Raw genomic sequence first — 11,306 nt, 5'->3', positions numbered from 1 at the left:
TCGACCGCGGCGTCGAGCACGGTGCGCATGACCGGCGTGATGTCGACGCCGATGCCGTCACCCTCGATGAAGGGGATGATCGGTCGGTCCGGCACGTCGAGTACGTTGTCGGCGCGGGCGGTGATGCGGGTGCCGTCGGCGGTGGTGATGAAGTGGCTCATGGGAAACTCCTTGGGGCAAAAGTCGGTCCCGGACCGTCCGGGTTGATCCAGGGAGTAGACGGCCTTCTTCCAAAGAAGAATATGGATAAAATCATTCAGATTGTTCGACTTTGTCGAACAGGGGATCACAAGAATGAACGGCGGATAAATTGCCCATTCAGGCAAAGGCCACCAGCAGCGGGCCATGACCGCTCCAGACACATCAGGGAGTTTGGACATGGGGATGAAGACAGTCGCAATGGCAATGGCGTTCGCCGCGACCGTGTGCGGCGCGCTGCCGTCGGCGGCGATGGCGCATGGCGATTGGCGGCATGACAATGGCCGCCATCGCGGCTGGCACAAACATGGCCGCTATTATGATGACGGCCCCCGCTACCGGCGCGAGGCCCATTATGATCGCCGCGGCTATCGGGGCGGCTGCCGCACCAGCGGCACCACGGGCGCGATCATCGGTGCGGGCGCAGGCGCGCTGCTGGGTCGGTCGGTCGACCGTTATGGCGATCGCTTGCCGGGCACGATCATCGGCGCGGGCGCAGGCGCGCTGATCGGCAAGGAAATCGACAGCAAGCGCCGCTGCTGAAAAAAAGACCGACAGGGGCGCCCATGCACCCGCGAGGGGCGTCCCGCGGCCGATTTCATCTGTTTTCGCCCGCCATCCAGGTGAGCAGCAGACGGCCAAGCTGATCATATAGCGTGGGCGACAGTTCGATCAGCACCCGGCGGCCATCCGTCGAATCCTGCCGGCGCAGCAGCAGACCGCGATCGACCAGCATGCCGATCTGGCGCAGCGCCGTCGTGGTGGGCGCGCCCGAAGCGATGCAGAGGCTGGATATGCTCACCGGCCTGTCCTCGACCGCATTGGCAAACAGGTCCAGATACATGTCCCAGATCGGTTCGCCGAACAGGTCGGCGCCGAACATCTGGTCGCGGCGGCGGCGCTGCGCCAGCAGCCTGCGGGCGAATCGCCCCAATGCCGATAACGGGACGGGCTGGTCGGGTCCGAATCCCGCTGGAGGAAAGCTGCGGTTGAAAGCCATGCTCATGGCCGCCCTTCCCCCCTGACCTGCCGGTTTCCCGTGCCGAGTAACTGCACAATCCCTCTCCCCATCTTCTGGACGTAAAATATGTCCAGATTGGAGGGTTTATGCCTCCCCCCTTAGGGAGGGGATCATTCGATGACGTCGGGCAAAGCAATATGCCCGTCATGAACGGCGCGCATCACCAGCTGAATGCGCCGGGCAACGCCATAGCGAGCGCGGGCCGCATCCAGATATTCGGTAACCGTGTCTTCCTTCAGCCCAAGGATCCGCGCGATTTCCCAATCACTCTTGCCGCGTCCGACCAGTACTATGCAGTCGAGCTGGCGGGGCGTGAGCGTGACGCGGGGCGACGGCGTCGCGCCATTTTCCGCGAGCGCGAGCGACCGTCCGGCCTGGAAGGCGAAGGAACCCACCAGTTGCACCATGGCCCGGTGATGTTGCGGCAGAACAAGCCCCGTGCGCACGACGAAGGTGCAGGAACCGCTGGCTTGCCCCGGCATGTGCGCCGGGACGGTGAAGCCGTCGCCCAGCCCTTCACCGGCGGCGGCCTTCAGCACGTCACGCTGGCCGTTGGTCATCTGAATCAGACGGGGCACATCGGACCAGGCGAAGGCCGTGTTGGTCGTCTGACTGGCAAGGACGACCGGGTCCCAGCTGTAGAGTTCCTTTTCCAGAAAGGTGCCGACCCAGTTTTCGGGGTAATTTTCCAGCCGCACCATGTTGGGGTCGGCGATGCGGTGATCGACATGATGAACGAGCGCATGATAGGCAAAGCCCATTTCGCGGCTGATCTGCTCCAGCAACAGGTCGAGGTCATGGGACGAGCCTGCCCTGGATATGGCGTCGACAAAGGCCTGCGCCTCGCTCAGCGATGACAGCGTCCGGCGCGTCACCCCTCCGTCCATCGCTCTTCCCGTCCCCGCGGCTCGGTGAATTCTCCAACAATATCTTAACGATGATGCGGAGCGGCAGCAACAGGGAGCGCGGCAGATAATGCCGCGAAATCCAGCGGAGCCGCGCAGACCGGCTCCGCCAGGTTCCTTTTCAATCAATCATGCTCACGGCCGCCAGTGCCCATGTAGAGTTCGCCGCCGGTTTCGCGAAAGATTTCGCTCATTTCCTGCATGCCCTTTTCCGCGTCCTCCGCAGCGATAAAGGCGTCGGCGGGCTGATTCTGCTTGGCGGCAAAGTCCCTGACTTCCTGCGTGATCTTCATCGAACAGAATTTGGGGCCGCACATGGAGCAGAAATGCGCGGTCTTCGCCCCCTCGGCGGGGAGCGTCTGGTCGTGATATTTCTCCGCCGTGTCAGGGTCGAGCGACAGGTTGAACTGGTCACGCCAGCGGAATTCGAAACGGGCGCGGCTCAGCGCATCGTCGCGGACCTTGGCGGCGGGGTGGCCCTTGGCGAGATCGGCTGCGTGGGCGGCCAGCTTGTAGGTGACGACGCCGACCTTCACATCGTCCCGGTCGGGCAGGCCCAGATGCTCCTTGGGCGTGACATAGCAAAGCATCGCCGTGCCGTACCAGCCGATCATCGCCGCGCCGATGCCGCTGGTGATATGGTCGTAACCCGGCGCGATGTCGGTCGTGAGCGGCCCAAGCGTGTAGAAGGGCGCCTCGCCGCACGCTTCCAGCTGCTTGTCCATATTCTGCTTGATCTTGTGCATCGGTACATGGCCCGGCCCCTCGATCATCACCTGCACATCCTGTTCCCAGGCGCACTTGGTGAGTTCGCCCAGCGTGTAGAGTTCGGCGAACTGCGCTTCGTCATTGGCATCCGCGATCGATCCGGGGCGCAGGCCGTCGCCCAGCGAATAGGCGATGTCATAGGCCTTCATGATCTCGGTGATCTCGTCGAAATGCTCGTAGAGGAACGATTCCTTGTGATGCGCGAGGCACCATTTCGCCATGATCGACCCGCCGCGCGAGACGATGCCGGTGACGCGCTTCGCCGTCATCGGGATGTAGGGCAGGCGCACGCCCGCATGGATGGTGAAATAGTCGACGCCCTGCTCGGCCTGCTCGATCAGCGTGTCGCGGAAGATGTCCCAAGTCAGTTCCTCGGCAATGCCGCCGACCTTTTCCAGCGCCTGATAGATGGGCACGGTGCCGATCGGGACCGGCGAGTTGCGCATGATCCATTCGCGCGTGTCATGGATGTTGCGGCCGGTCGACAGATCCATCACCGTGTCGGCACCCCAGCGGATCGACCAGACCAGCTTGTCCACTTCGCTCGCCACGTCGGACGCGACGGCACTGTTGCCGATATTGGCGTTGATCTTCACGAGGAAGTTGCGGCCGATCGCCATCGGCTCCGATTCCGGGTGATTGATGTTCGACGGGATGATGGCGCGGCCGCGGGCGACCTCCTCGCGGACGAACTCCGGCGTCACATAATCGGGGATCGATGCGCCCCAGTCCTGACCGTCGCGGACATATTCCGCCAGCCGCGCGCGGCCCAGATTCTCGCGCTCGGCGACATATTCCATTTCCGGCGTGATGATGCCGCGCCGGGCATAGTGCATCTGGGAGACGTTGGCGCCGGCCCTGGCGCGCAGGGGACGCTTGACCGTGCTGGGGAAGGGCTGGACGCCGCCCGACCGATCCGGCCCCTTCAGGCCGTTATCCTCAGGCTGGATGGCGCGGGCATCATATTCCTCCACATCGCCCCGGCCGATGATCCAGTCGCGGCGCAACTGCGGCAGGCCCGCCATGATGTCGATGCGGGCATCCGGATCGGTATAGGGGCCGGAGGTGTCGTAGACGCGGACCGGCGGCTCGCCGCTGCCGGGTTCCAGGTCGATCTCGCGCATGGCGACCTTCAGGGGACCGACATGGATCTTGCGTGAGCCGCGAATGGGCCCGGTGGTGACGCGCATTTCGGTGCGGGCGGGGACATCTGCCATGATTATGCCTTTCAGACGGAAATAGTGGCGCGGCCGGTGAGGCCGGCGAGGAACAGGAGGGTGCCCAGTCCGATCGAGACGATCGCCCAGACGCGGGTGAAGTTGAGCGACCAGCGGCCGATTTTGAGCAAAGGAGCGGGAACGGCGAGAAGCAATGCACCTTCGATCAGGGCGACATAGCCGATGGCGGAAACGACGATGGACAGCGGATCGCGCCAGATGCTGTGGATCAGCACCAATGCCGCGCCAGTGGCGAAGACCGGCAAGCCCAGCGCCATGACCAGTCCGGGCGAGCGCTCCAGATCGTCCATCATCTGCCGCCAGCGCCGGGGCGCGCTGAGGCCGCCTATGCCGACGAAGATCATGTAGAGGCCGATGGCTTCAGCCAGCCGCAGGGTCAGGACGGAAAACGTGTCCATATGTGCCGTCCTTCTCTTCTCGCTCAAGGGCGGAGGACGGGCGCGGATTGCCTTCACACAAGCCGTTCCCTCCCTACGCCGGTCTTATCCGGATCAGGTTCAGCGGGTCGCGGCCACGTCAGCCGCCTCTCAACCGTCTGTGGACGGTCCCCCGGGGATGGCGCTGGGATAGCCGATTATGCGCCTCAGCGAAACCCGTTTCCGGTGCTGGACAGAGGCGGGGGTTTTCCGCTTCAGTATCAGCCATGAAGCATCACGATCTGACGACGAAGGAAGGCCGCAAGGCGCACCGGCATGAGATGCGCATGATCGCGGTGCGCCCTCGCCGCTGGGGACTATGGCTGCTGACGGCGGGATTCCTGCTGATCCTGACGCCCTCCGCGCTGAATGTGCATAGCCTGTTCGGGCTGTGGCCGCCGGTGCTGGGGGCGCTGTGCGCGATTCTGGGCGCGCCGCTGCTGGTCGCGAGCGTGGTGCTGAAGCGGCGCTATATCCGGCAGCGGATCGAGGGCCAGGCGATGCTGGGACGGATCAGGGGGTAAGAGAGGAAGTCGGGGTCTGGCTGCGCCATTTTACGCCGAAGTTCACACTGTACGCGCGCACATGCCCGCGCGCGCGTACATGGGAGGCGATTGAATGGACGTTTCAAAGAGGAATGCGGGATAAACCTGTCGGCGCGAAATAGGACAGGCGGAATCTGCCCCCGTAAAAGAAATAGGATGTTTTTTGAGAAGCCTGTCGCCATTTGGTCACGCCTGCAAAGAAGCGGACCGAAAAGGAACAAAACTGCCTTCCAAATCATGAGCCGATACGCGGGGAAGTTGCCGTTTCGCTACCCACCCACGCCGGCCCTTCAGGGTTGAATCGCCTCGAACATCAGCTTCATGCCCGTCCTTGGCCGGATGGTCAGGCGGCTGATCGGCTCCGGCTTGAATCCTTGCGGCACCGACAGGCGATAGCGGCGGACGACGCTGGCGATGACGGTCATCACCTCCTGCTGGGCGAAGCCTGCGCCCACGCAGACGCGGGGGCCGCGGCCGAAGGGGAACCAGGCCTGCTTCACCATGTCCGCGTTGGCGGGGTCATCGAAGCGGTCGGGATCGAAGCTGTGCGGGCAGGCCCAATTGTCCTTGTTGCGCTGGGTCAGCCAGGGGGCGACGACCAGCATCGCGCCTTCCTCCAGCTGCTTGTCGCGCATCGGCATCGGGCAGGTGACTTCGCGGGGAAAGAAGGCGACGGGCGGATAGAGGCGCAGCGTTTCGCGGAAGATGTTGCGGATCGCCCCCATGTCCTTGAGCATCGGTGCGGCGAGCGCGGCGTTCCCGGCGATCTGCGTCACCTCGGCACGGGCGGCGGTCTGGATATGGGCGCATTCGGCCAGCATGTAGAGCGCCCAGGTCATGGTGCTGGCCGACGTTTCATGGCCCGCGAGGAAGACCGTCGACACCTGATCCATCACCTGTTGCAGGGTGAAGGGCTCGCCGCTTTCGGGATGCTTCGCCTCGATCAGCGACTGGAGGATGTCGCGATGGGGGGCCTCGCCCCGCTGGTGGAAGCCCTCATGGCGAGCTTCTACAATGGGGCGGAAGACGTCGTGGATCGCCTTGGCGGGTTTGAGCGAACGCCTTTCGAACCAGCGGGCGGGGAAGCCGTAGAGGCGCAGCATGGAGGCGCTGTGGGCGAAACGCTGAAATTTGCCGAAAGCATTGTGGATGATGTTGGAGCGATGCTCGTCCAGCGCCTCGGAAAAAAGCGTGCGGAAGATGATGTCGGCCGCCACATGGGTCATCATCGGGTCGATGTCGACCGGCTTGCTGCGATCGGCGGCGTCGAGGCGGGCGAGCAGATCATCCGCCGCCGCCACCATCAGCGGCATGGAACGATGCAGCGCGGTATGGGCAAAAGCGGGATTCACCATGGCGCGCTGGCTTTCCCAGTCCTCGCCATTGGCTGAAAAGACGCTGTTGCCGATCAGCGGCGAGAGGTTGCGGACCAGCTCGCGATGCTTGGGATAGGCCGTGCCGCCACGCAATATCTGGTCCACCAGCGGCAGTTCATTGGCGATATACATGGTCTGGCCGGGCATGCGGATTTCGCCCAGCTTCATCGTATAGCTCTTTTCGAACAGCACATGGATCCAGCTGTGCCAGCCGCGCAGGAAGCGCTTCATCAGGCCGCGCTTGGTGCCTGGCGGTTCCGGATAGGGCGGGGTGAAGGGCTGCGTCACGCAATCATCCTGAATTCGGCCAAGGCTTCGTCGATCGTGCGGCGGCCTGCGGTGAGGCTGACATAGTCCACCGGCGAGACGCGGTCGCCCACGCGCAGATAGTCGAAATGCGCCTCATATTTGTTCGACCAGCCGCTATTGTAATTTTCCGGATCGTAAAAGAGGTGAAAGCGCGGCGAGAGCAGATCGACGCGGGCGGCGCATTGATCCGAAACAAGACGGATCGGGTGGACGTCATGATAGGCCGCCCCATCCGCAGGGGCGGAAAAGTCGACAAGACGAAAGGGCTTGTCGTCCAGCGCCTTGAGGTCGGCATGATACCAGCTCGCGTCTTTGCGGAGCGCGATGACGGGGACGACCTGCCCCAGCGTCAGGACGGTGAAATTGTCGGGCAGCGGCGCTCCCCCGCGCAACGCGAACAGGCGGCGCAGCACGCTCATCGCGTAGATGGTGCCGTTGCTGTGCGAGGCGAAGATCACCTCGTCATAAGGGCCGTCCATTTCTTCGGCAATGCGGGCGGCGAACTGGTCGAGCCGGGCGTCCATCTCCGCCCCCGGCCCCCGTGCCGCGACACTGTGATTATAATACATGAAGCGCAGCAGCCACGGCACGATCAGCTTGTTGAGCAGGCGGCCCGAGAAAAGCACGCTCGCCCCGATGCCGATCAGCGCGGCAATCCAGAAAGGGAACGTCAGCGACAGCAGCAGCGCCGGAACCAGCGCCAGCACCAGCGGGATCAGCACGGCCAGCAGCGGGGGATACAGGATGGTGATGACCGGCCCCGGCCGGAGCCTGCGCATCCGCAGGAACTGCATGTGCCGCGCATGGGCGGCGTAGGTGGCGATGGAGCGCCATGCCAGGGACAGCGGATTGCGGATCCACACCTTCCCGACCAGATCCTCCCAACGGAGGAATTCATAGTCGGCTTCGACGCCAGCGCTGTGGTTGATGACGGTCCAGCGTGCCGAGGAAGCCGGGCCGGATCGACGCGCGCTTACTTCCATCTGTTCACCCGCAAGGCGCGCATATTTTTCCACCTGCTCGCGGTAGAGCTGATGGTAGAAACGCACCCCGCGCGGATCGAAACCGCCAAGGTAGAAGACTTTACGCTTGAACTTTTCCATGGCCCCTGTCCACATCGGGCCATGACGACACCCGAACGCGATTACTGCTATTTCATAGACCACCGCAAATACAACCGAAACATCGGCTGTCGGCGCCATGACAATGCCTATGGCATCAATGGCGGCGGGAGCGAGCGGGACCGGTGGCGGGCGGACCTCGCCTTTTACCGGCATATGAAGGGGGAAGGGGATCCCATGGCCCTGCCTTCGCTGCTGGCCTGCCTCTTCTTCGGCTGGTTCTGCTGGAATTATCATGAGGGCAAAGGGTTATGGCGCGGGCAACTCTTGCGCCGCTTCATGAAAGCGCCGAAGTGAGCGGCATGAGCAAACATGTTTCCATAGGGCCGGTCGAGATCGGCAACGACCTGCCCTTCGTCCTGATTTCCGGCCCCTGCCAGATCGAAAGCCGCGACCATGCGATGATGATGGCGGAAAAGCTGTCCGGCACGGCCAGACAAGCGGGCGTGCCGTTCATATTCAAATCCTCCTTCGACAAGGCGAACCGGACTTCGGTGTCGGGCCGGCGGGGCGTGGGGATCGATGCGGGGCTGGCGATATTGGCGGAGGTGAAGGCCAGCTTCGGCTGTCCGGTGCTGACCGACGTGCATGAGGCTGGGCAGGTCGAGGCGGCGGCCGAGGCGGTGGATATCCTGCAGATCCCGGCCTTCCTCTGCCGCCAGACCGACCTGCTGCTCGCGGCGGGGAAGACCGGCGCCGTCATCAATGTGAAGAAGGGCCAGTTCCTGGCCCCCTGGGACATGGCGGCGGTGGCGCAGAAGGTCGCCTCGACCGGCAATGAACGCATCCTGCTGACCGAGCGCGGAGCGAGCTTTGGCTATAACACGCTGGTCAGCGACATGCGGTCGCTGCCGGTAATGGCGCAGACCGGCTATCCGGTGGTGTTCGATGCGACCCATTCGGTACAGCAGCCGGGCGGACTGGGTTCCGCCTCAGGCGGGCAGCGGGAGTTTGCGCCGGTGCTGGCGCGGAGTGCCGTAGCGGCGGGGGTCGCGGCGATCTTTGCCGAGGCGCATGACGATCCCGACAACGCGCCGTCAGACGGACCGGTGATGTTGCCTCTCGACTGGATCGGGCCGATGCTGGAGAAGCTGAAAGTGATCGACGGAGCGGTGAAGGGGTAAAGCCCCCCACACCTTCTTGCATCACGGCCGGGTCTGACCCGTCCCGCGCACCAGCCATTTATAGGTGGTGAGTCCTTCCAGCGCGACCGGGCCGCGAGCGTGAAGCCGTCCGGTCGAAATGCCGATTTCCGCACCGAGACCGAACTCGCCGCCGTCGGCGAACTGGGTCGAGGCGTTCCACATCACGATGGCGCTGTCGACGGCGTTCAGGAAGCGCTCCGCCCTGGCCGCATCCTCAGTGATGATCGCGTCGGTGTGGTGGCTGGCGTGGGCGGCGATATGGGCCAGAGCCTCATCCAGCCCGTCCACGACCCGCACCGAGACGATGGCGTCCAGATATTCGGTATCCCAATCCTCATCCGATGCGGCGGTCACGCGGCCGTCCATCGCCTGCACCGCTTCATCGCCGCGCACTTCGCATTTCGCGTCGAGCAAAGCCTTCACGATGGCGGGCGCCTGCCCGAACGCCTTGTCGACCAGCACCGTTTCGGTCGCGCCGCAAATGCCGGTGCGGCGCATCTTGGCATTCACCACCAGCTTTTGCGCCATGGCGGGATCAGCCGCGCCGTCGACATAGCTGTGGTTGATGCCGTCCAGATGGGCGAGGACCGGCACCCGCGCTTCTTCCTGCACGCGGGCGACCAGGCTCTTGCCGCCGCGGGGCACGATCAGGTCGATATATTCGGCGGCTTTCAGCAGAGCGCCTACGGCGGCGCGGTCCGTGGTGGGGACCAGCTGCACCGCATCGGCGGGCAGGCCGGCGGCAGCGATGCCCTCGGCCATGGCGGCGTGGATGGCGCGGTTGCTTTCCTTCGCCTCGCTGCCGCCGCGCAGGATGACGGCATTGCCCGCGCGCAGGCAGAGCGCCGCCGCGTCGGCGGTCACATTGGGACGGCTTTCATAGATGATGCCGATCACGCCCAGCGGCACGCGCACGCGGGAAAGCTCCATGCCATTGGGGCGGACCTGCCTGTCGATCACGCTGCCCAAGGGGTTATCGAGCGTCGCCACCTGATCGACGCCCGCCGCCGTCGCCAGCACACGGTCCTCGTCCAGCCGCAGCCGATCGAGCATCGCGGGCGACAGGCCGTTGGCGGCGGCATTTTCCATGTCGCGTGCGTTGGCGGCAATGATCTGCGGCGCCTGATCCCGGAGCGCCTGCGCGGCGCGGCGCAGCGCGTCGATCTTCTGCGCATCGCTGGCCGCCGCGAGCACGGCAGCCGCCGCGCGGGCGCGCGCGCCCATTGTGGCGATCAGCATTTCGGGGGTCTGGGTCAGGTCGTTCATCAGGGGTCTCGTCATATTCTTTGGCGCCGGGCCTTAGCATGAAAGGGCGGCGGAGCGAAACCGTCGGTTTGGAAAGGATAAGGGGGATGGAAGCCGGCAGCCAGGCCATGGGTCGCAAGATGGCCCAGCTACCAGCGGGCAGAAGAACTGCCTCCGTCTTCACGACTAGCAACCACGGCGGAAAGGCGCATACCCTCAATGGGGTATGCGCCGCGCAAAGCGAAAATTTCCTTCGAAATGGAGAAGATCAGGCAGCCTGCGCCAGAACCTCGTCCTTCAGGGCCGTGAACATTCGGCAGGGCGGAATATTGCGCCATTCAACCCGCTCGCGCACATCGCCGAACAGCGGCGCCAGCAGGCGGCGCATATAGGCGGAATATTGATAGACAAGGAACGCGCCGCCCGGCTTCAGCACCGATCGGGTTTCACCGCAGATCGCTTCGCCCACGCCCTCCGGCAAGGTCGAGAAGGGGATGCCGGACAATATATAGTCCGCCTGCGCATAGCCCGCTTCCCTGATGAAGCGGCGAACGTCGGCGGCCGATCCATGCACCACGCGCAGCCGGGGATCGTCAATCTCCGCCTCCAGATAGGCGACGAAATCGAGGTTGATGTCGATTGCCAGCAGGGTCGCGTCCGGATGCAACCGTTCGAGAATGGGACGCGTGAAGGTCCCGACGCCCGGCCCATATTCGACGAACAGGCGGGTGCGGTGCCAGTCGACCCCTTCCAGCATGCTCTCCACCAGCGCGGCCGACGACGGGATGACCGACCCGATCATGCCGGGATGCTTCACGAACTGCCGAAAGAACATGCCCCACTGGGTCAGAAAGGATGCGGACCGATGCCCGCCGCGAACCAATGTCTTCTTTTTCTTCAAGGGAATGGAGGCCATGTACTCTCGCCTGACTGCCTTAACCTTTTCGACTCGCAAAAATCGGGCCGCGTTGCAAGCGCCTTCGCGGCCCGAACAGAGTGACAAGAGCGGCGGGAAAGGA

12 protein-coding genes, 1 pseudogene and 1 riboswitch are annotated in these 11,306 nt (G+C 64.0%); of the genes and pseudogenes, 4 read left to right on the top strand and 9 right to left on the bottom strand.

What is annotated here, in order from left to right:
• A pseudogene (locus ACFC3J_RS10295) lies at positions 1-161 on the bottom strand (NADP-dependent isocitrate dehydrogenase); the annotation flags it as partial.
• A gap of 217 nt (positions 162-378) precedes the next feature.
• On the opposite strand from ACFC3J_RS10295, the gene ACFC3J_RS10290 reads away from it, so the two are divergent.
• Positions 379-741: a glycine zipper 2TM domain-containing protein gene (locus ACFC3J_RS10290; protein WP_375196074.1), complete on the top strand. Its 363-nt coding sequence runs from the start codon at positions 379-381 to the stop codon at positions 739-741.
• Positions 742-796: 55 nt separating this feature from the next.
• Here ACFC3J_RS10290 and ACFC3J_RS10285 read toward each other — a convergent pair whose 3' ends face one another.
• The 4 genes from ACFC3J_RS10285 to ACFC3J_RS10270 form a co-directional block, all read right to left on the bottom strand.
• Entirely contained in the window at positions 797-1,204 is a 408-nt protein-coding gene (locus tag ACFC3J_RS10285; protein ID WP_375196073.1) for a MarR family transcriptional regulator, read from the bottom strand.
• A 125-nt stretch (positions 1,205-1,329) separates the two neighbouring features.
• A complete protein-coding gene (locus tag ACFC3J_RS10280; RefSeq protein ID WP_375196072.1) occupies positions 1,330-2,106 on the bottom strand; it encodes an autoinducer binding domain-containing protein in 777 nt (258 codons plus the stop codon).
• Between the two features lie 143 nt (positions 2,107-2,249).
• Positions 2,250-4,109, bottom strand: a complete 1,860-nt coding sequence (gene thiC, locus ACFC3J_RS10275) for a phosphomethylpyrimidine synthase ThiC (RefSeq protein ID WP_375196071.1) — start codon at positions 4,107-4,109, stop codon at positions 2,250-2,252.
• 11 nt (positions 4,110-4,120) lie between these two features.
• Positions 4,121-4,528: a DUF2065 domain-containing protein gene (locus ACFC3J_RS10270; protein WP_375196070.1), complete on the bottom strand. Its 408-nt coding sequence runs from the start codon at positions 4,526-4,528 to the stop codon at positions 4,121-4,123.
• Positions 4,529-4,581: 53 nt separating this feature from the next.
• Positions 4,582-4,692: riboswitch (TPP riboswitch) on the bottom strand.
• A gap of 81 nt (positions 4,693-4,773) precedes the next feature.
• Between ACFC3J_RS10270 and ACFC3J_RS10265 the strand changes: the two genes are divergently transcribed.
• Positions 4,774-5,070, top strand: coding sequence for a hypothetical protein (locus tag ACFC3J_RS10265; protein ID WP_375196069.1), 297 nt, complete (start codon positions 4,774-4,776; stop codon positions 5,068-5,070).
• 311 nt (positions 5,071-5,381) lie between these two features.
• Here the strand turns inward: ACFC3J_RS10265 and ACFC3J_RS10260 are convergent, their stop codons facing one another.
• On the bottom strand, positions 5,382-6,755 hold the full coding sequence (locus ACFC3J_RS10260; RefSeq protein WP_375196068.1) for a cytochrome P450: 1,374 nt from the start codon (positions 6,753-6,755) through the stop codon (positions 5,382-5,384).
• Positions 6,752-7,879: a hypothetical protein gene (locus tag ACFC3J_RS10255; RefSeq protein WP_375196067.1), complete on the bottom strand. Its 1,128-nt coding sequence runs from the start codon at positions 7,877-7,879 to the stop codon at positions 6,752-6,754. Before ACFC3J_RS10255 ends, ACFC3J_RS10260 begins: the two co-directional genes overlap by 4 nt.
• A 21-nt stretch (positions 7,880-7,900) precedes the next feature.
• Here ACFC3J_RS10255 and ACFC3J_RS10250 point away from each other — a divergent pair, with 21 nt between their 5' ends.
• Entirely contained in the window at positions 7,901-8,194 is a 294-nt protein-coding gene (locus ACFC3J_RS10250) for a hypothetical protein (RefSeq protein WP_375196066.1), read from the top strand.
• A 5-nt stretch (positions 8,195-8,199) separates the two neighbouring features.
• Entirely contained in the window at positions 8,200-9,021 is an 822-nt protein-coding gene (gene kdsA / locus ACFC3J_RS10245; protein ID WP_375196065.1) for a 3-deoxy-8-phosphooctulonate synthase, read from the top strand.
• Between the two features lie 21 nt (positions 9,022-9,042).
• On the opposite strand, the gene ACFC3J_RS10240 is transcribed toward kdsA, so the two are convergent.
• Together ACFC3J_RS10240 and ACFC3J_RS10235 are read right to left on the bottom strand one after the other, a co-directional pair.
• Positions 9,043-10,308, bottom strand: a complete 1,266-nt coding sequence (locus ACFC3J_RS10240; RefSeq protein WP_375196079.1) for a glutamate-5-semialdehyde dehydrogenase — start codon at positions 10,306-10,308, stop codon at positions 9,043-9,045.
• A 247-nt stretch (positions 10,309-10,555) separates the two neighbouring features.
• Positions 10,556-11,203, bottom strand: coding sequence for a class I SAM-dependent methyltransferase (locus ACFC3J_RS10235; protein WP_375196064.1), 648 nt, complete (start codon positions 11,201-11,203; stop codon positions 10,556-10,558).
• Positions 11,204-11,306 lie beyond the last annotated feature (103 nt).

It is taken from the genome of Sphingobium sp. (genome assembly GCF_041987595.1).
Lineage (GTDB): Bacteria > Pseudomonadota > Alphaproteobacteria > Sphingomonadales > Sphingomonadaceae > Sphingobium.
Note: the sequence above shows the minus strand (reverse complement) of the source record. Positions and strands in the feature narration are given on the sequence as shown.

Excerpts from the sequence above, each read along its gene's own strand:
- kdsA (WP_375196065.1), top strand. The coding sequence starts at position 8,200 with ATGAGCAAACATGTTTCCATAGGGCCGGTCGAGATCGGCAACGACCTG.
- ACFC3J_RS10285 (WP_375196073.1), bottom strand. The coding sequence starts at position 1,204 with ATGAGCATGGCTTTCAACCGCAGCTTTCCTCCAGCGGGATTCGGACCC.
- thiC (WP_375196071.1), bottom strand. The coding sequence starts at position 4,109 with ATGGCAGATGTCCCCGCCCGCACCGAAATGCGCGTCACCACCGGGCCC.
- ACFC3J_RS10290 (WP_375196074.1), top strand. The coding sequence starts at position 379 with ATGGGGATGAAGACAGTCGCAATGGCAATGGCGTTCGCCGCGACCGTG.
- ACFC3J_RS10255 (WP_375196067.1), bottom strand. The coding sequence starts at position 7,879 with ATGGAAAAGTTCAAGCGTAAAGTCTTCTACCTTGGCGGTTTCGATCCG.
- ACFC3J_RS10270 (WP_375196070.1), bottom strand. The coding sequence starts at position 4,528 with ATGGACACGTTTTCCGTCCTGACCCTGCGGCTGGCTGAAGCCATCGGC.
- ACFC3J_RS10235 (WP_375196064.1), bottom strand. The coding sequence starts at position 11,203 with ATGGCCTCCATTCCCTTGAAGAAAAAGAAGACATTGGTTCGCGGCGGG.
- ACFC3J_RS10265 (WP_375196069.1), top strand. The coding sequence starts at position 4,774 with ATGAAGCATCACGATCTGACGACGAAGGAAGGCCGCAAGGCGCACCGG.
- ACFC3J_RS10240 (WP_375196079.1), bottom strand. The coding sequence starts at position 10,308 with ATGAACGACCTGACCCAGACCCCCGAAATGCTGATCGCCACAATGGGC.
- ACFC3J_RS10250 (WP_375196066.1), top strand. The coding sequence starts at position 7,901 with ATGACGACACCCGAACGCGATTACTGCTATTTCATAGACCACCGCAAA.
- ACFC3J_RS10280 (WP_375196072.1), bottom strand. The coding sequence starts at position 2,106 with ATGGACGGAGGGGTGACGCGCCGGACGCTGTCATCGCTGAGCGAGGCG.